The 18,719-nt window shown below is 51.1% G+C and carries 14 protein-coding genes; 2 read left to right on the plus strand and 12 right to left on the minus strand.

Translation table 11 applies throughout. The features are described 5' to 3' along the window. Nucleotides 1-4: 4 nt before the first annotated feature. From DWZ56_RS18090 to DWZ56_RS18100, 3 genes are read right to left on the minus strand one after another with little or no spacing between them, the layout of a single operon-like run. Nucleotides 5-886, minus strand: coding sequence for a carbohydrate ABC transporter permease (locus DWZ56_RS18090; RefSeq protein ID WP_118558012.1), 882 nt, complete (start codon nucleotides 884-886; stop codon nucleotides 5-7). Between the two features lie 34 nt (nucleotides 887-920). Further along, nucleotides 921-1,841, minus strand: a complete 921-nt coding sequence (locus DWZ56_RS18095) for a carbohydrate ABC transporter permease (protein ID WP_118558013.1) — start codon at nucleotides 1,839-1,841, stop codon at nucleotides 921-923. Next, nucleotides 1,825-4,794, minus strand: a complete 2,970-nt coding sequence (locus tag DWZ56_RS18100; RefSeq protein ID WP_118558014.1) for an extracellular solute-binding protein — start codon at nucleotides 4,792-4,794, stop codon at nucleotides 1,825-1,827. The genes DWZ56_RS18095 and DWZ56_RS18100 overlap by 17 nt, the downstream gene beginning before the upstream one ends. A gap of 285 nt (nucleotides 4,795-5,079) precedes the next feature. On the opposite strand from DWZ56_RS18100, the gene DWZ56_RS18105 reads away from it, so the two are divergent. Next, the gene (locus tag DWZ56_RS18105; RefSeq protein WP_118558015.1) at nucleotides 5,080-7,224 is read left to right on the plus strand and encodes a helix-turn-helix transcriptional regulator; all 2,145 of its coding nucleotides are present in this window, start codon (nucleotides 5,080-5,082) and stop codon (nucleotides 7,222-7,224) included. A gap of 197 nt (nucleotides 7,225-7,421) precedes the next feature. Here the strand turns inward: DWZ56_RS18105 and DWZ56_RS18110 are convergent, their stop codons facing one another. From DWZ56_RS18110 to DWZ56_RS18120, 3 genes are all read right to left on the minus strand, one after another. After that, entirely contained in the window at nucleotides 7,422-8,219 is a 798-nt protein-coding gene (locus tag DWZ56_RS18110) for a polysaccharide deacetylase family protein (protein ID WP_118558016.1), read from the minus strand. An 81-nt stretch (nucleotides 8,220-8,300) separates the two neighbouring features. Next, nucleotides 8,301-9,428: a Gfo/Idh/MocA family protein gene (locus tag DWZ56_RS18115; protein WP_158584654.1), complete on the minus strand. Its 1,128-nt coding sequence runs from the start codon at nucleotides 9,426-9,428 to the stop codon at nucleotides 8,301-8,303. 17 nt (nucleotides 9,429-9,445) lie between these two features. After that, nucleotides 9,446-10,081 carry an HAD family hydrolase gene (locus DWZ56_RS18120; protein ID WP_118558018.1) on the minus strand — a complete coding sequence of 212 codons (636 nt, stop codon included), beginning with the start codon at nucleotides 10,079-10,081 and terminating at the stop codon, nucleotides 9,446-9,448. 538 nt (nucleotides 10,082-10,619) lie between these two features. Here DWZ56_RS18120 and DWZ56_RS18130 point away from each other — a divergent pair. Beyond that, nucleotides 10,620-11,573: a 3'-5' exonuclease gene (locus tag DWZ56_RS18130; protein WP_176928184.1), complete on the plus strand. Its 954-nt coding sequence runs from the start codon at nucleotides 10,620-10,622 to the stop codon at nucleotides 11,571-11,573. Nucleotides 11,574-11,576: 3 nt separating this feature from the next. On the opposite strand, the gene DWZ56_RS18135 is transcribed toward DWZ56_RS18130, so the two are convergent. From DWZ56_RS18135 to DWZ56_RS18160, 6 genes are all read right to left on the minus strand, one after another. Next, entirely contained in the window at nucleotides 11,577-13,079 is a 1,503-nt protein-coding gene (locus DWZ56_RS18135) for a D-alanyl-D-alanine carboxypeptidase family protein (protein WP_118558021.1), read from the minus strand. Further along, nucleotides 13,069-13,794 (minus strand): TIGR01906 family membrane protein, encoded by a 726-nt coding sequence (locus DWZ56_RS18140; RefSeq protein WP_118558022.1) that lies wholly within the window; start codon nucleotides 13,792-13,794, stop codon nucleotides 13,069-13,071. Before DWZ56_RS18140 ends, DWZ56_RS18135 begins: the two co-directional genes overlap by 11 nt. A gap of 526 nt (nucleotides 13,795-14,320) precedes the next feature. Next, nucleotides 14,321-14,947: a V-type ATP synthase subunit D gene (locus DWZ56_RS18145; RefSeq protein ID WP_118558023.1), complete on the minus strand. Its 627-nt coding sequence runs from the start codon at nucleotides 14,945-14,947 to the stop codon at nucleotides 14,321-14,323. Between the two features lie 16 nt (nucleotides 14,948-14,963). After that, nucleotides 14,964-16,340 (minus strand): V-type ATP synthase subunit B, encoded by a 1,377-nt coding sequence (locus DWZ56_RS18150; RefSeq protein ID WP_118558024.1) that lies wholly within the window; start codon nucleotides 16,338-16,340, stop codon nucleotides 14,964-14,966. A 12-nt stretch (nucleotides 16,341-16,352) separates the two neighbouring features. Next, nucleotides 16,353-18,119, minus strand: coding sequence for a V-type ATP synthase subunit A (locus tag DWZ56_RS18155; RefSeq protein WP_118558025.1), 1,767 nt, complete (start codon nucleotides 18,117-18,119; stop codon nucleotides 16,353-16,355). Continuing rightward, the gene (locus tag DWZ56_RS18160; protein WP_118558026.1) at nucleotides 18,112-18,699 is read right to left on the minus strand and encodes a V-type ATP synthase subunit E; all 588 of its coding nucleotides are present in this window, start codon (nucleotides 18,697-18,699) and stop codon (nucleotides 18,112-18,114) included. The genes DWZ56_RS18155 and DWZ56_RS18160 overlap by 8 nt, the downstream gene beginning before the upstream one ends. Nucleotides 18,700-18,719: the final 20 nt, after the last annotated feature.

The following is an 18,719-nucleotide window of genomic DNA, read 5'->3' on the forward strand; positions in this document are numbered from 1 at the left end:
TCCCTTATTCCTTGATGCCCGAATACACCATGGTCTCCATCACCTTTCCCTGCATGACAGTGAATATGATAACCGTAGGCACAGTCATAACAAAGGTGGCCGCAGCGACGGCTCCCGCACGTCCGACGCTCATTCCCGCCGCACCACCGGAGATCGTCTGCAGCGCCAGCGGCAGCGTCTTCATGGCCTGGCTCGTGATATAAATTAACGGCGAAAAGTAGTCATTCCAGTTGTTTACAAAGGAGAACACAATCAGCGTGGACCATGCGGGCTTTAACGCCGGCATGACCAGCTTCATGAATATGCGGAATTCTCCGGCGCCGTCGATGCGGGCGGCCTCCAAAAGTTCATCGGGATACTGCTCGATGAACTGCTTCATCAGGAAGATATTGTAGGCCACCGCGATATTGGGCAGGATCAGCGCCCCATAGGTATTGATGAGCCCGAGGCTGTTTACGACCATATAGCTGGGGATCTTCGTCACATGGGGGGAAAACATCAATGCCATAATGATGATATTAAACAGCGGTTTGGCGCCCGGAGGATGAAACTTTACCAGGGAATATGCTCCCAGCGCGGATACGATAACCGTCAGAAATACGATTGTAACGGTCACAAGAATGCTGTTAAACGCGTATCTTGTAAACGGAACCGCAGAGCTCCCAAGCGATACCAAAAGATCCGAAAAATTCTTAAAGGTAGGATTTTTAACAAAAAATCTGGGCGGATATACAAACAATTCGTCCATCGGTTTAAATGCCGTGCATACCAGATATATGAGCGGCAGCGCCGTAAAAGCCACCAATATGAGCATCAGCGCGTAGATTACCAGCTGTGAAAATGTGAAATGCAGCCACTGGCCTTTAAACCATCTGATCTTAATCATAGCTGTCCCTCTCTTTCTATTTCATTTAGGCAGCCTATTCGTCCTTGGAGGACAGAAGGCGCATTACCACTTTTCCAAGCAGGAAGGTCATCACAAACAGCACTACCGCCACGGCAGAAGCGTATCCCATCTGGAACCGGATGAACGCATAATCATACAGATGCGCCACTATGGTGTGTCCGGCATAGTTGGGGCTCGGCATGCCCGCTACGGATACCGCGATATCAAAAACGCCGAATGAGGATACGATGGCGTTGATCGCGCCGAACAGCAGCTGCGGCTTCATTAACGGCAGCGTGATATAAAACAGTTCCTGAAATTTGTTCTTTACACCGTCTATGGCAGCCGCCTCATAATAGGAACTGGAAACATTCTGAAGGCCTGCCAGGAAAACCAGGAAGCCGGTGCCCATGCTCATCCACAGGGATATGATCATAATGACCTTCATGATATACTGCGGGTCCGTATTCCACAGAATCGGGGAATCGATCATCCCCAGATTCAGCAGGATATTATTCAGATAGCCGTAACGGTCGCTGGAAAAGATGACCAGCCACACCGTGGACATGGCGATGCCGCTGGTGATGGACGGCGCATAAAAGGCCAGGGCAAATCCCCTCTTAAATTTCAGCTGATTGATGACCCATGCCGCAAAAAAGGACAGAAGATAGCCGATGGGGCCCGTGATCACCGCAAAGGTCAGCGTGTTGGAGATGGCTGTTAAGAATACCTCATCATCCAAAAACAGCAGTTTATAGTTGTTCAGCCCCACAAATTTCGCAGGCTGCATCATGTTGTAGTCCGTGAAGCTTAAGCCCACCGCATAGAGGACCGGCGCCACGACAAATATGGAAAACAGAACTACGAACGGAAGCAGAAACAGATACCCCATCCAATTCTTGCGGATAAAACGTTTAGCCGACGCAAGTCCCGTCTTATTACTCTTCGTCATCATGTTTTATTACCCCATATTCTTCCTGTTTCATCCGAAGCTCACGGTTGATGTCTTTCACCGCCTGCTCCAGGGCTTCTCTTACATCCATGCCACTGATTACCACTGAGGTCCATGCATTGGTCAGATGACGGGAGGTGAAATATCCGCCCAAAACCACAGGCGTCTCTTCTGCCCACTCCCACTGTTCCTCAATCACTTCAATATCGGCTTCACTCCAGGATAGGTTCAGGAAAGCCTCTTTGTTCGCCGTATTCCAGCGGGCCTCCGCGCCCATCAGCGCCTCCACCTCTCTGGCAAACCGCGTCTGCACGTCGGTGCTGGACCACCATTTCAGAAACTCCCAGCTCTCCTTAGGATGCTGGCTCTGTTTCATGATCACATCGCCCTGGGCCGTGATGGCGCCTGCGGTGCGGTCGATGGTTCCGTCCTCCCTCATCACTCCGGGGAGGGGCGCAATGCCCCATTTGCCAGCGATTTCAGGCGCTGCCACCGACAGCTGCATATACATGTTGAAGTTGCCCACACCAAGAGGCATGATGCCTGATCTCATATACTGATAAAAGTTAGCCACCTCGGGCACGCCGTAATTGGTAAACAGCTCTGTATATTCTTTAAACGCGCGGAAAGCCTCCGGTGTATCCAGAGCGGATTTCAACCCGTCTTCCGTATAAAACTCTCCGCCGTTCTGAAACAGAAACTGTGTGAAATCCCTTGCGAAATAGTATTCCATACCGTTCTGATACAGGGCGGGCATCACATAATCGTAGAGTTGCTGCCGTGTCTGCGGGAGCTGTATCCCGTACTGTGAGAGTATATCCTTGCGGTAAAACAGAACGTTGAAATCCATGGTCTCCGGAATCGCAAATACACCGCCGTTATATTCATAAGGTGTCAGTGTGGCTTCCACGAAACGGTCCTTTACTTCGGCAAAGCCTTCCATCTTGGACAGATCATATACAGCATCGCGGATCGCGAATTCCACCGGGGAGGTAACATCCACCCCGAGAGCCACATCCGGCGCCTTTCCCGATGTGATGGAGAGCATCAGAGCGTTGACGTTGCCGGCGGTCAGCTGCGACGCGGGCAGCACATTCACATTGATGGCAATGCCCGTCCTGGGAGTGAAATCCTCATCCGCCATCTCTTTAATGACCTCGGCCCATTCCGTACCTCTGGCGATCCAGACATTGATGGTCTCTTTAATCTCCACACTGTCGTCTAAGATGCTTCCCACATTGTCATAATCCTTCCGGAAAGAGGATAGAAACAGCTGGGCTGTCACACCCAGGCGCTGCAGTATATTGGACGTTTTACTTTCCCAGGTTTCCTCCGGCCGGCCCACTTTAAAATAGTCGATCACCAGCGGAGCGCTCTGAAGGGAGAGGTACCAGTTGCTTAAGCTCTCCTGGGAGCTGGTCAGATCCCCCACTTTTCTCGCAATACTGTAAGGGTTCTCCACCATTCCTTCCAGCTGGGATTTTATGGTCAGGAAGTTGTTGGCCATCGCGGGCACCTTATCCGATAACCCCTTGACCAGTTCATACTTTTTCTGCATGCTGGCAATCAGGTATTCCATCTGGGATTTAAGACCGGGGATCTTATCAAAAAATCCGTAGTCGTAGTTGGGATCCGGATCACTGCCCGCGATCAGGGTGATGTTGAGCAGGATATCGGAAAGTATCTGGTTATCCTCGTTGATGGATTCAATTACCTCGCCGATATCGCCGAATTTGACAGTCATGGTCAGCTGATGGGTTCCCTTGGTGAGATAAAATTCATAGGGAATTCCATCCTCGCCGGACAGCTCCTTCAGCTCCCACTTCGTTGTGTACTCGAACTTATACTCCAGCATTTCCCGGAAAGGGACCTGTCCGTCTATCGCAATCTGCCGGTAAGAAGGAAGTCCGTCATTCCAGGACTGCTTTTCGCAGAGCCCTATCTTATACAGCCCATCCTCTGGCACCTCGAATTCCCAGGTGATGCTCTGGTTTCCCTGGCGCCACCGGTACGCTCCCATGACGTTTAAGCGCCGTGTCGTTCCCGACGCAGGCTGCACCAGCGGGTCGCCGTCATTTTCTCTCCTAAGAGTGGGGTCATTTTTTTCCACAGCGGTGAGCTCCGCCTGAAAATTGACAGTCTCTCCCTGGGCGGGCTTATATCCCTTTGCCTCATATTGCTGTTTAAGCTGTTCGTAGCTTGAAATTTCATCCGGCGTCACAAGACGGATACCGGCGATATACATATCCATCCTCATATACTGAAACCTTACAGTATGTTTCCCCGCCGTCAGGTACAGTGAAAAAGGCTGGTCATGCAGTCCGGAGGTGTCAGACAGCTGTGTCGTCCTCCAGCCCGGAACCTCAGCCTGAGCGGGCCTTGTCTCATCGCCCAGACTGTTGAGCGCAGGCTCTCCTTTATCCTGAAAATACCGGTAAAATACGATATCTCCGCTCTCCGTAAACGGATATTCACCGTCTATATACAGAGCGCGTTTGCCGGAATTGGAGCTTCCGGTCTCCAGATAGTAATCCATCTCTATCCGGTACAGGCCGTCCTGCGGGATATCCGCCTCAAATTCTATGTACTGCCCCTCCTGATCCGAAAGCACCGCGCTGCGTCCTTCATATTCCGTCAGCGCCAGCGCGCTTTGGTCCTTTCCTCTGAGGCTTTCAAGAGGAATCTCCTGTTCGTATGTTCCGGGAAGAACGCTCTCATATTCTTTGGAATATTGTTTATAACCGGGTATATCCGAAGAGCTTCCATATTCCCAGTCAATATCCTGTCCCTCGAACCCGGAATACTTATCCCTTAGAGGGACGCCCTCCGTATCCTCACCGTCTCCGGCCCCCAGAGAAACGAAAGGCAGACTGCCGCCAAGCAGTGCCGCTGCCATCAGGACCGCCAGCACCCTGGTGAAGCGCCGGGACAGTACATTACGCTTTCTGTCCTTCATAAATTTTCTCCTTCCTTACAGCCAAACCGCTTTGTCCATTGTGCGCAATTACAAGGTATCGAATTAAAATGCGCGGGCAAATTGTTCAATATGTTTATCGCTGTAAACTATGAATATCATCAATGCGGCGTTTTCACAATTACTAAAATTTTGATATAGTTTTCTTTTTTTGATGTTTCTTATTCTCTACTTAAACGCTCTGTAAGCCGCTATTTTTTGAAACTTGTAATTTTATGATATCCATGATATATATTTGACATACACAAAAGGAGATGACCAAATATTATGAATCCCGGCATTATTACCAAGATCAGAAAAAATCAGAAATTTATTTATTATGGACTTTTATTACTGGCAGTCATTTTCCTGCTCTGCATACTGCTCATCTCCTCCGTCACAATCCGCAAGGAACGCAAGGCAAGAATTGAGGCGTATACGGACCGCGCGGCCGCCGAGCTGGACGAAAGAATCGAAGGATATCTGTACAGTTTTATGGAATCCAATCTGGACCGCTATATGCGGCAGAGCACCTTTTCTCTCTTTTTTGAAAGGGATACGGATTTTGAAGTGGATTTCTTCACTCAGATGAGAATCTCCATGGTGGACAGTTTAAGGTTCCATCAGCAGATCAAAGATATCACACTCTACAGGTATTCTGACAACGCGGTGATCTCCGCCATGAACTCCGGATTCAGCCTTTCCGGCGTCAATACAAGCTTTGACTATGTGCGTTCTGTACTGAATACGGACCTGCCGGACCATCCGGATTTCATTTCTCCGGTTTCCGGAGAGTCCTATTATTACTATCCGATAAAATCCTATCAGAACGTAGAAGAGGGGTTTTCCTCTGTGGGGTTCGCGCTGGCACAGCTTCGCTCCCCCGTGGATTTCTTCGGGGTAGATATAAATGAGCTCAACGAAAAGGGTACCTTTGTGGTGCTCAACCAGGGAGACGTGCTTTCGGTGGAAGGCAATGATGTGCTTTCAACCGTCACGATTAACGAGGCCATCCATGGCAAATCCGCCATGACGCTCTACTCCAGCACAGCTTCCGACCTGCCCGCCCCTTATACCTTTTATTATGTTCCGTCAGGCGTTTCCAAGCTGGTTTATGTCTACTATGAGCCCAAGGCGCCCTATTTGTTCAGTATCAGTACGCTTGCTGAGCAGGGATGGATGTATCCCCTGCTGTTTTCCATCCTCTGTGTCCTGATATTTTTTACCATCAGCATGTTCTTCGTGCACAAGGCGGAAAAAGCAGGCAGCGCGGATCCGGCGCCTGCAAGGCTTTTCTATGCCTCAAGCGCCGCCGCGCTCTCGCGCACACTCAAGGACAGCTTTACCGACACACCGCTTCCTCTGTTTTCCTGTGTGCTGATCCAGTACCACGATAATGCACCGGACAGGGACGCATCCGAACTAAAAGAGCTGATCCGCGCTTCCTCCGAGGATTATCTCACAGTATGTAAGCTGACCCACACAGTCATCATTCAGCAGGATTATATCTGCTGCTTCCTCAATTACAGCGATTACAATATGAAAGTGCTGGTCAAGGCGCTGATTCAGCTTCTCTATACCACCATTGAGACCTGCGATTTTAATCTGTATTATACCAGCGCTGCCGACAGCTACAGCAGTTTGGACCGCGACGTGCGCTGTATACGCAGGCTGCTGCATTATACCTTTATCCTGGGCTATGCCAGGACCGTGTCCCAGGACTATCTGGAAAAATGCGAAGAAAATCCGGACCAGGTGGATCCTAACGCGATCTGCACAATCCGCAAAATGCTGCAGGAAAAACATTTCGATGAGCTGAATGCCTACATCACCGAAAAAAAGGAAGCGATAAAATCGGGTTTTTACTCCTATAACGCCGTACACGATTTTATGGAAGCTGCTTTTTATACCATGAAAAGCTTTTTTATTGACCGGTCTTTTTCCCATCCGCTGACTGCAAAGACAAGTGCCTCCGTCATAGGTCAGGGCGCCGGAGCGGAACCTTTTTTAGACTACCTTCTGGAATGCGCGGCCAGTTACCGCGAGATGGCGGAAAGCAGCTCCACCCCTCACGAGCAGAAGTATCTGGAAGCGATCTATCAGTATGTGGACAGCCATCTCTCTACAGTAACTTTAAATTCTATGGCGGAGCATTTCCATGTGACACCCGCACATTTAAGCCGTCTGTTCAAGAAAGGGGCGGACATTAACTTTTCGGATTATATATCGGAAAAGAAGCTCCAGCAGGCGATGCAGCTGCTGGAAAGTGATTCCGGCCTGAACATCAATGAAATTTCAAAAATGCTCGGCTATAACACTCCTGCCTATTTTCTGACCAAGTTTAAGGAGCGCTACGGGGTAACCCCAAGCGCCTACCGTAAAAACTATTTCGCCGGCCGGACTAATGCAGAGAAAACAGAGGAAGGGGCCTAAAAGCCCCGGGCGATTTACCGAGTCCCAAAAGAAAGGCGGGCACGCAAAAGAGAAGCTGCTGCTTCCCATCTGCGTGCCCGCCATATATTCTGACTGATATGTATGGGCTGATCCATATGCCGGTTACCGTACGGCACCGTCTGTGCCAATGCATTTTTACTCTTCTGCCTCACCCTGATGTCTCCAAAAGCTGCCGATTACAGATTTACCTGAGTCCCCGCAGGAACCTCCACGATCTCATTGTTTACGCTTACCCAAACCGGGCATGCGCTGGGATTATAAGCAAAGCTTCCGTCCGCGGCGTACTGCATGCGGCCGGCCGCCTCCATGTAGTCTATAATCTGGATATTGGTGGCATACCAGATATCATCGCGGCCGCCAACCAGCTTACAGAAGTCTTCCATCACGTCCCAGTTATTCCTGTCGGTAAATTCATAGCTGTGGCCCCACACATACATCTGGTACAGATACTGTGTCTTGAACAGCCCAACGAACTGCTCACCCAGCTCCTGCAGCCTGTGATTGTGGTGGCAGGTCGCCTTCCATTCGTAGGGATCCCTGGGCATGGCGAAGTCGTCTCGATTGCCCACCACTCTGGCATAACGGATGCCCAGCGCCGGAAGCAGCTTTTTGATATCCTCACTGTAGGAACCGTTGGGGTAAGCCAGCCCACGCACCGTATATCCCATCAGTGATTCCAGCGATTTGCGGTCCTCCAAGACCTGTGCGGCCACCTGCTCCAGCGGACAGCGCTCAATCGTAGGATGTGTATAGGTGTGGCAGGCCACTTCATGCCCCTCATATACTTTACGGTATTCGGAAAGCGGAATTCTCTTCGGATCCCAGTCAATCCCTGCATTTAGGTTAAAGGTTCCCTTAATGCCGTATTTGTTGAACATCTCCACCAGACGGTAATCTTCTTCCCGCCCATCGTCATAACTCATGGTCAGAACTTTATGCTTTCCACCCGGAAAGCAGGTATAGATCGTTTTCATATTTTCCTCCTGCTCATTGTTTGAAATATTTCTACAGCCATTCCATTAATATCATAACTCCGATTGCCGATTTTGCAATAATCAATTCTTTGCCAGTTCCTCTTCCTGCCTGCGCTTGAGCATTTCACCGTACAGACCGTCGTCGATGGGGAAGCTGATCTTTTGATCCAGCCAGGCGGACAGATATGCTCCGTTGGCCATCTCCAACGGGATCACACCACAAGATCCGGGCGCAATCAGCTGCACTCCACGGAGTATATGATCCGCAAAATTCTGAAGTATTTCGATATATTCCGGATCGGTCCCTTCCGGTTTCTCAACCTCAATCTTTCTGGCCTGCCATGGCAGATTTCCGAAAGGCTCCCTGTTTATGGCAGCGAATTCGTCCGTGGACATCTCATTTTCTTCAAATACCAGCGTATCTCTGTCCAGCACCAACCTGCCCCTGCTGCCGTGAACCTCCAGATGGTTGCTGCCGGGAGCCTCACCGGTAGAGGTGATAAAAGTTCCCTTCCTTCCGTCCTTATACTCAAAGAACAGATCCGCATTGTCATCCACCGTAATATCGTTAAACTTCCCGAAATCAATAAAGGCCCGCACCGCATCCGGCTCGCCGAACAGCCACTGCCACATATCCAGCAGATGCTGTCCCTGATTGATCAGCACGCCGCCCCCTTCCCCGTTCCAGCTGCTTCTCCATAAAGCGGCGTTGTGGTAGGCGGGAGTGCGGTACCATATGTTGGAGATCCATACAATTCTGGTTATATGTCCCGGCACCCCTTCTTCCAGGAGTTCCTTCATCCTGCGAAACAAAGGGCGGGCCCTCCAGTTAAAAATCAATGCATAAGCCGCGTCCAGGCGTCCGGCCTCTTCTGCTAGCATTCTCACCTCACCCGCGCAGATGCCCGCCGGCTTCTCACAGAGCACATGGGTGCCCTGCTTTAAAGCCTGTCCTGCCACCCGCACATGCTCTTTGTGGGGCGTCGTAATGATCATCGCGTCGTACTCCTCCGGATGGGCCAGCATCTCCGTGTCATTCTGATAGATGCGCACGCCCTCATAATGCTCCCGGATATACTCCTGACCCTCCCGGTTCCTGCAGCAAATGCCGGCCAGCTTAAGCCCTTTGATCTGCCCGTCCCACAGATACCGTGCATAGCCGCGCCCCATATTTCCAAAAGCGACAATGACTGTTCTTAGCTCTTTCATGATTGTCCTGCCTCCCATTAATTAAAAAGCCCTGCAAGCTCCCTGAAAGAATCTATCCTGGCTGCATACTCCTTTACACTGCCAAACCCGTAAGAGGCATAAATAAACGGGACGCCTGCTTTTTTAGCGGCATCCGCATCCCCCGCGGTGTCACCCACATACACAGGGTTCTTCATGCCGTTGCGCTCCGCCACCAGCCGTATATTATCCGCCTTAGGCAGCCCGGTGCGCCCCGGATTTTCCAGATCTTTAAAATAGCCCCCCATCCCGCAGGACGTATAAAACGCCTCAATATATCCTGCCTGGCAGTTGCTCACCACCGCCAGCGGGAACCGCCCGGACAGTTCCTCCAGTGTCTCCCGCACCCCATCGTAAAGCAGGCCAGCATGTGCCGCCACATACTCCACCTCTTCGTCGCAGCAGATCCTGCCTGCCTCCAGCACCCTCTCCCTGGGCAGGTGAGGAAACAGCTTCAAAAAGATATCTTCCATCAGCATCCCCATCGTCCTGGTCAGGTCCTCCACCGTAACCGTCCTAAAGTCCTCGCCCAGCCTCTTTAATGTAATATTCCACGCATCCGCCACCTGCTGCCTCGAATCCCACAGTGTACCGTCCAAATCGAAAATAATCCCGTCCGTTTTCACTTCTTCCATCTCCTTCTATCTTTATACCGGCGTAATATCTGTCGATATTATGTCATGCCGGCAAGACGGCATGACCCTCCGGGGGGATGCGCATGATTTTCTACGGTAATTGTCTGCTTCGCAGACGAAAATCAGCGCGATATAATATCTGTCGATATTATATCATGCCAGCAATAATACCGCATCTAGTTTTTGGTTCGGGCGCGAATGCATTCCTAGTTACTGTCTGTTCACACGCTGCCGATAAAGCAGCGAATGACAGGGCAGAGTATGGTCCTCATAGGGATCCCTTGAAGCCCGCCGGTTCTTTCGCTGCGTAGTTTGCAGCGTTAGAACCGCTGCGCGCTTCACGGAGCGAGAGCGCGTCCCTATGAGGACCATACTCTGCCCTGTCATTCGCGGTAGGTTTACGACAACCGTGAACAGACAGTAACTCCATTCCTGCATTCTGCATGTCCCCGCTCCAGTCCATGCTTGCTGACCCGCCATAATAATGCTATACTGTAGGAATAACGCCCCCCAAACCATTCCGAAAGGAAGACAGCCAATGAACTACATCCTATTGGACCTGGAATGGAACCAGTGTCCCACGGGCAAACAGGATGAAAATCCCGCCCTCCCCTTTGAAATTGTCGAGATCGGCGCCATAAAGCTGAACGATGCCCGGGAAGATATCGGTCATTTCAGCGAACTCATACGCCCCACCCTTTATACCAGACTGCATTTCCGCACTCAGGAAATGCTCCATATCCCGGCCGCCGAGCTAAACAGATCGCGTTTATTTCCGGAAGTCTTTGCCGACTTCATCGCCTGGTGCGGTGAGGATTATCGCTTCTGCACATGGGGATCCATGGATCTGACGGAACTGCAGCGCAATATCGACTATCACCATATAGAAAATCCCCTGCCTCTGCCACTGTTTTTCTTTGATGTGCAGAAGCTGTTCAGCCTCCTGTACGAAGACGGCAAGAGCCGCAAATCCCTGGAATACGCCGTAGAGTATCTGAAGCTGGAAAAACCCCGCGTATTTCACCGCGCTTTTGACGATACCTGGTACACGGCGCTGATCATGCAGAAGATGAACCTGGAGCTGGTAAAGGACTATGCTTCTGTGGATTATTACCGGCCGCCCCGGAGCAGGGAAGAGGAAATCTACATGCAGTTTCCCCGTTACTCCAAATTTGTATCCATGCCTTTTACCTCCAAAGAGGAGGTCATGGCGGATAAAGTGGTAACAGCAACCCGCTGTTACCAGTGTGGGAAGATGCTTCGCAAAAAAATCCGCTGGTTTGCCGGAAACAGCAATTCCAAGGTATACTACTGCCTGTGCATCTGCCCCAGCCACGGCTATCTCAAAGGCAAGATACGGCTGAAAAAAGGTGCGGACAACTGCGTTTTTGCTGTTCGGACATTAAAGCTTGTAAATGAAGAGGAAGCTGCCGTGATCATGGAAAAACAGGATGCGGTAAGAGCTTCGCGGAGAAAGAAAAAGCACAGATGATGATCATCTGCGCTTTTTCTTTCTCATTCTCATTTTTATGCGTTTCTTAGAGCCGAATTTCAGTCTGTCAATCTGCCTGCTGCTTAATTTTCTTCTGCGGTGCATCTTCCGGCGGATCTTCAGTCCCAATATCAGCAGCATAAAGGCCAGAACCACAAGGAATACCGTCCCGAAGACGTACCAGAGGTTGATCCGGATCACAGTTTTTTCCGGCACCGGGGCCAAAGTCTCCTGCTCCGGCAGTGTGGCCGGATGGGAACTGAAATCAAATTTATTCTCCTGGGCAGTGGTGATCTTAAGATTCGCAGATCCCACGTGCATGCCCTGGTAGGTATAATTTACCGTTGCAAAATCCGAAGTTTTGTTGTTTTCGTCCTCAATATAGGTGAGACTGGCTTCCGTATCGAAGAAATTGGTTCCGGAGGGCAGGATCACCCATCCGTTATCGTCAAAATTGATAGAAACCGTCCCGTCACCAAAAGCCGTATTGCCGGATTCAAAAAAGCTGTTTCTGTCCAGCGTATACCTGGTATCATAATCCGCTACGCGGTACATCTGAAAATGATCGAACCCATAATCAAACAGCGCGCGGGTGGAGGTATAGGCGACGCCATTTCCGGGACAGTGCAGCACCACGCAGATCAGCTTCATATCGCCTTTTTCCGCATAGGTGACAAGCGTGTTGCCGGCCGGAGTCGTATAGCCTGTCTTTCCCGCCACATAGTATTCATACCGGTATTCGTTTAACAGCATGCGGTGCTTGGTATAGACCGGATTTCTCTCCATCTTATTGGTGGGGGCCATATCGTGGCTGTAAGAACTGCAGATCCGCAGGAATGTCTCATTCTGTATACAGCCCTTCATGATCATGGCCATATCATAAGCCGTGGTATAATGGTCTTCCGCATGCAGGCCGCTTGGATTGCTGAAATGCGTATTCTTCGCGCCCAGTTCGGCCGCCTTTTCATTCATCAGATCCGCAAAGGCGCTCATTGAGCCGGCCACATGCTCCGCCAGGCCGTTGGCGGCATCATTGGCTGAATGCAGAAGCAGCGCATAGAGGGAATCCTCCACCGACATTTCCTCTCCCGGCACTATGCCGATGGCGGCTGCTCCGGAAATCAGGCTGTAGATAGCTTCTTTGGAATAGGTGACGGTTTCATCCAGAGAACAGTTTTCAATCACCAGCAAAGCGGTCAGTATCTTAGTGATGCTGGCCGGATAAAAAGTCTGATCCGCATTTTTCGCATATAAGACCGTGCCGTTCACCGCGTCCATCAAAATCACCCCGTCGGCGCCAACCTCCGGCGGCTCGGGCCAGTTCTGTGCGGTGACGTAACCGCCGCCCGCCGGCGCCTCCGGCTGCTGGTCTTCCTGTGATTCCTGGCCGTTTTCCCCGGCCGGTGGGGCATCCGCGCCTGTGGCATGGACAGGGCGGCCGATCAGTCCGCATATAAGGACGGCTGCCATCAGACAGCACAGCGTTCTGGAAAACTTATACTTCATCAGAGGACTCCTTTCCTGGTTTTCCTTTTCTGCTCCAGGCCCCTCTGACGGTAATGATAAGCGAGGCCGCAAGCAGGACCAGCATGCTGCCGCCAAACAGCAGCCCGATGCGCAGCGCTGTGTCCACAAAAAAGCCCTCCGGAACGATATTTATCAGCAAATCCGTGGCAGGATCCAGAATCCACAGGTCATTGTCAAAAAAAATTTCATGGAACCGGTTAAAAGCGGCAGTGAAGTTGGAGGACATATATACGGCTATGACTGCCGTCACTGCGGCGATCACAGCGGATACGCCCAGGCAAGAGCTGGCAAGCACTCTAAGGGTGCGGCGTTTCCTAAGCAGCAGCGCTGCGATACCCAGAACCAGTACAGCCGCACAGATCCGCCGTATCCAGATAGCTCCCATAAACAGAGATTTTACATCTTCCATATGTGAAATCTCACGCTGGTTAAAAAATTCCCGCGGCTGCCCGCCCACAATGCTGTTGATATGCAGATCGTCCCGTTTATCCTTTAAATAGTCCATCATCTCGTCCGTCACCCGCAGAAGTTCATCCATCTCAACATTGATGGCCGCCGGCACACTGTATTTTTCGTATTCGCGCTGAAAGTATCCGGGTATGAAATAGACCACCGCTTCCACAGAGGTGATGAGCAAAATCAGTATTATGGAAACAGCGCATAAAACACCTGTTAGTTTATCAAGAAATTTCATATTTATGCCTTTCTGGAGAAGATATGTAAAAAGAATCCCGCTCGCGAAATTCTCCGCCTGCGGCGGGTCGCTTTAGCGACATGATTCCGCTGCGCCGCAGCGCGATCCACGCGGAGCGTTTTTATTATATAGGAGTACTTTCCTATGTAATAAAGTGAGAATGTCTGTCGACATTATAGCATGAACCCCGCTATCTAAACAAGTAGATGAAAAAAAATTAGCCGCAGCAGCACTTTTGTAACAGTTCAGACGGCTCATCTTCTTGACCGAAGAAACCGGTCAAGAAGCATCGGATGTTCATAAAATCGCATTTTGCGGTTCATTGGCACTTGATTATATTATTCATATGAGTTATAATTGTAGCGAGGCACAGGTACAGCCTGCGCCTTATAGTCTCGTATATATGGTACAGTCCCCATATATACTCCATATCCAGGGAGTGCCGCAAGGGAATTGATCTTAAGTTCCTTTGCGGCACTCCTGTTTACTGCTATAACGCGGGCGGATCCGGTACAGAACAGCTCTGTCAGCCTGCGTTTTTGTCCTTCATTCTCTTAATCACTTTTAACCGGGTGAATTCTTCCCTTTCCTTTTCTTCCAGCTCATTGGTAATGGAATGAACAAGGCTTTCATAGCGCGGGATCGTGATGTTCTTCAGCGCGTTGGCCCGCTTCTGAGTCTTTTTGATGCTGGCGGCCAGCCGGTATGCCGATATCTCTATGGTGGACAGCTTTACGGTCAGTTCCTTCACCTTTTCAAACTGCAGCCTGGCAATATCCAGGGACTCGCTGGTGGAATTGTAACCGTACACCAGTTCCAGATCTTTTGTCTCACAGGAAACCAGCGGGATCTCCGTCCCCATGATACTGCGCAGCTTGATGCTGACAGAATCCTCCACCGGTACGGAAAATCCCACCTCTTCCAGATACCTCATGCCGTGCTCCATGCTGGCCGTCTGCAGAGCCTGATAAGCCTCTGTAAAGGTCCTGTCGATCTCTGTCTGGACATTGGAGGCCTCCTGAATCAGCTGCATCATCTCGCGGATCAGGATATTCCTCTTCTTATCCATCAGTTCGTAGCCCTGTCTGGCCAGCACGAGGGAATTTTTCAAAGCGATTAAATTACCTTTTGTGGCAAATGTGTTTGGATTCATCTGTTTCCCTCACTTTTTACCGCTCTTTATAATACTTGTCAAGCACCTTGGTATCGATACGGTCCAGCTCTTCTCTGGGAAGCACGCTAAGCAGCTCCCATCCAAGATCCAGAGTTTCCTCGATGCTCCGGTTTTCTGTCTCACCCTGTCCGATATATCGTTCCTCGAACGCCTTGCCGAACTCCAGGTATTTCTTATCGATAGCGGACAGCTCATCCTCGCCGATTACCGATGCCAGCGCTCTGGCATCCTCCACCTTGGCATAGGAAGAGAAGAGCTGGTTCGCCAGATCCTGATGGTCCTCTCTCGTGTAGCCCTCGCCGATGCCGTCCTTCATCAGACGGGACAGGGACGGCAGCACACTGATGGGCGGATAGACCGACTGGCCGTTTAGTGTGCGGTCCAAAACGATCTGTCCTTCGGTAATATAGCCTGTCAGGTCCGGAATCGGATGTGTGATGTCGTCGTTGGGCATAGTCAGGATCGGGATCTGTGTAACCGATCCGTTCACCCCTTCCACGATACCGGCGCGTTCGTACAACGAGGCGAAATCCGAATACAGGTAGCCCGGGAAGCCTTTTCTGGAAGGGATCTCCCCCTTGGAGGAGGAAACCTCACGCAGTGCCTCAGCATACGAGGTCATATCCGTCAGGATAACCAGGATATGCTTGCCGCAGTCAAATGCCAGATACTCCGCCACTGTCAGCGCCACCTTCGGGGTGATCAGACGCTCAACCACCGGGTCATTTGCCAGATTGATGAACATCGCCACATGGGAGGATACGCCGGCCTCTTCAAAAGTGCGCTTAAAGAAGTCCGCTACGTCGTTCTTTACGCCCATAGCCGCGAACACGATTGCGAATTCCTCATCGGAATTGCTTCCCAGGGAAGCCTGTTTTACAATCTGTGCGGCCAGGCGGTCATGGGGCAGGCCGTTTCCGGAAAAGATCGGCAATTTCTGACCCCGGATCAGCGTGGTCAGGCCGTCGATGGCGGAAATGCCGGTACGGATATAGTTACGCGGATACTCACGAGTCACTGGGTTTAACGGCAGGCCGTTTACATTGCGCTTCATCTCCGGCGCGATCTCGCCAAGACCGTCCACCGGCCTGCCGATCCCGTCAAAGGTTCGTCCCAGCATGTCGGGGGACAGGCCGATTTCCATAGGATGGCCTGTCAGCTTTGTATGGGTATTCTGTAAGGACATGTTGCCGGTGCCTTCAAAAACCTGTATGATCGCCTTGTCCTCATATACTTCTATGATACGGCCCAGCTTCCGCTCATTGCCGCCCACTGTAATCTCCACGATTTCCTCATAGGCAGCGCCGCTCACACCTTCCAATGCAATCAGGGGACCGCTGATACTGCTTAAGCCTAAATATTCAATTGACATATCTCATCCCTCCTATGCATTTTTCTCAAGAACTCTGTCATAAAAATCGTCGATCTCTTTCTTATAATCGTCAAATTTCTCCAGCTCATCATTTCCCACGTCGTACTTAATCGAAATGATATGCTCGAAAATCGGTTCGGATTTCAGCACGGAGATGGGCATCCCAAGGGATACCAAGGATTTCGCCTTCTTGTTCAGATACAGGATGATGTCCATCATCTTCATCTGCTTGCTCATCGGCACACAGGTGTCCTCCGGATGGAACGCGTTCTGCTGCAGAAATCCCAGTCGGATCACTCTGGCTATCTCCAGCGTGAGCTTCTGGTCATCGGGCAGCACGTCGCTTCCGATCAGCTTGACGATCTCCATCAGGCTGCTCTCCTGGTTTAATATGGCGATCAGGCGGTTGCGGTAATCGATGAAATTCTTATCCACATTTTCAGCGTACCAGGGCGCCAGATCGTTGATATACTCGCTGTAGCTGGTCAGCCAGTGAATGGCCGGGAAATGCCGGGAGTAGGCCAGGGATTTATCCAGCCCCCAGAAGCAACGCACGAAACGTTTTGTATTCTGTGTTACCGGCTCGGAGAAATCACCGCCCTGGGGCGATACCGCGCCGATGATGGACACGCTGCCCTCCGTGCCGTTTAAATTCTGCATCATACCGGCTCTCTCATAAAAAGCGGACAGGCGGGAGGCCAGATACGCGGGGAAGCCTTCCTCCGCAGGCATTTCCTCCAGGCGGCCGGACAGCTCTCTAAGCGCCTCTGCCCATCTTGAGGTGGAATCCGCCATGATTGCCACATGATATCCCATATCTCTGTAGTATTCCGCCAGCGTCACTCCCGTATATATGCTGGCCTCACGGGCGGCAACAGGCATGTTGGAGGTGTTAGCGATCAGCGTGGTGCGCGCCATCAGCGCGTTGCCGGTCTTGGGATCCACCAGTTTTGTAAAGTCCTCCAGCACCTGGGTCATCTCATTACCACGCTCGCCGCATCCGATGTAGATAATAATATCCGCATCGGACCACTTGGCGATCTGATGCTGTGTCATCGTCTTTCCGGTGCCGAAACCGCCGGGAATAGCTGCGGTTCCGCCCTTGGCGATGGGAAACAGCGTATCCAGGATTCTCTGGCCGGTCAGCAGAGGCTTGCTGGCCGGAAAACGCTTGTTCACAGGCCTGGGCACACGAATCGGCCACTTCTGTGTCATTGTCAGGTTGACCTCATCCCCGCTGGGTGTCTGAAGCACTGCCAGCGTATCGTTTATCGTATAGCTGCCGTCCGGCACAACGGAGAGAATGGTTCCCTCCAGATCCGGGCTGACCATAACCTTATGCACAATCGCAGAAGTCTCGGGTACCTCCGCAATGATCGTACCGCCGTAAACAGTCTGCCCCGGCTCAATAACCATGTGGGTATCCCACAGCTTGCCGGTATCCAGCGAATCAACGTTAATACCTCTTGATATATAGGCGCCCCCGCTCTTTGCGATCTCGCTTAGCGGGCGCTCAATCCCGTCAAAGATATTGTTCAGTATGCCCGGAGCCAGAATTACGGACAGCGCGGAACCGGTAGCGGTTACCTCTTCTCCTGGCTTTAATCCGGTGGTTTCCTCAAACACCTGTATCGTTGTGGTGTCCGAAGTCAGGCCGATGACTTCTCCGACCAGTCTTTCTTTACCCACGTATACCATCTCAGACATGCGAAATCCCGTGTTTCCCTTGAGATATACGACAGGGCCGTTAATGCCATATATTGTTCCGGTCTTAAGCATGCAGCCTACCTCCGTCCAATGTAAAGTTTTCCCGTGCTTCCGCCAGTTTCGCAGCAAAGGAATTGTCTATCAGGATATGTTTGCCGGGGATTACCGCCCGTATACCCCCGCGGAAAGAATACTCACTGACCGTCAGCCGGATGCCCGCAGCAATTTCAAGACCGCGGCGTCTCTCCTCATCGGCGGGATCGATATAGACGATTAATTCCTGGCCCGCGGCAAAATCCTTAGCTTCTTTTATTTTCTTTTTCAGATATGCCTCATAATCCGGAGTTTCCATGAACTCAGCAAGCAGATTCTCAACCTCAACAAACAGCTTATCCTCCAGATCAGCCACCTTGCGGCTCATCCGCTGGCGGATCATGATTTGCTCCTTGGACAGTTCCTTGTTCATATCGCGTTCGAACCGCTGCACCTCCAGCTTCAGACGCAGCTGCGCCTGGGCTGTTTCATTTTCCACATGCTGTTCATACATCTGATCTAACGCGTCCTTATACTCATGGAACAGCGCCATACTCCTGCTTCTGGCGTCTTCCATGGATGTTTCCAAAAATTTCTGCAGTTTTTCCTCGGTTGTCACTTGTTCTCACCTTCTATTCA

Source organism: Lachnotalea sp. AF33-28 (genome assembly GCF_003477885.1).
Lineage (GTDB): Bacteria > Bacillota > Clostridia > Lachnospirales > Lachnospiraceae > AF33-28.

What these genes read in the sequence shown, in the direction of transcription:
- DWZ56_RS18090 (WP_118558012.1), bottom strand. Translation starts at nt 886, where the DNA reads ATGATTAAGATCAGATGGTTTAAAGGCCAGTGGCTGCATTTCACATTT.
- DWZ56_RS18095 (WP_118558013.1), bottom strand. Translation starts at nt 1,841, where the DNA reads ATGATGACGAAGAGTAATAAGACGGGACTTGCGTCGGCTAAACGTTTT.
- DWZ56_RS18100 (WP_118558014.1), bottom strand. Translation starts at nt 4,794, where the DNA reads ATGAAGGACAGAAAGCGTAATGTACTGTCCCGGCGCTTCACCAGGGTG.
- DWZ56_RS18105 (WP_118558015.1), top strand. Translation starts at nt 5,080, where the DNA reads ATGAATCCCGGCATTATTACCAAGATCAGAAAAAATCAGAAATTTATT.
- DWZ56_RS18110 (WP_118558016.1), bottom strand. Translation starts at nt 8,219, where the DNA reads ATGAAAACGATCTATACCTGCTTTCCGGGTGGAAAGCATAAAGTTCTG.
- DWZ56_RS18115 (WP_158584654.1), bottom strand. Translation starts at nt 9,428, where the DNA reads ATGAAAGAGCTAAGAACAGTCATTGTCGCTTTTGGAAATATGGGGCGC.
- DWZ56_RS18120 (WP_118558018.1), bottom strand. Translation starts at nt 10,081, where the DNA reads ATGGAAGAAGTGAAAACGGACGGGATTATTTTCGATTTGGACGGTACA.
- DWZ56_RS18130 (WP_176928184.1), top strand. Translation starts at nt 10,620, where the DNA reads ATGAACTACATCCTATTGGACCTGGAATGGAACCAGTGTCCCACGGGC.
- DWZ56_RS18135 (WP_118558021.1), bottom strand. Translation starts at nt 13,079, where the DNA reads ATGAAGTATAAGTTTTCCAGAACGCTGTGCTGTCTGATGGCAGCCGTC.
- DWZ56_RS18140 (WP_118558022.1), bottom strand. Translation starts at nt 13,794, where the DNA reads ATGAAATTTCTTGATAAACTAACAGGTGTTTTATGCGCTGTTTCCATA.
- DWZ56_RS18145 (WP_118558023.1), bottom strand. Translation starts at nt 14,947, where the DNA reads ATGAATCCAAACACATTTGCCACAAAAGGTAATTTAATCGCTTTGAAA.
- DWZ56_RS18150 (WP_118558024.1), bottom strand. Translation starts at nt 16,340, where the DNA reads ATGTCAATTGAATATTTAGGCTTAAGCAGTATCAGCGGTCCCCTGATT.
- DWZ56_RS18155 (WP_118558025.1), bottom strand. Translation starts at nt 18,119, where the DNA reads ATGCTTAAGACCGGAACAATATATGGCATTAACGGCCCTGTCGTATAT.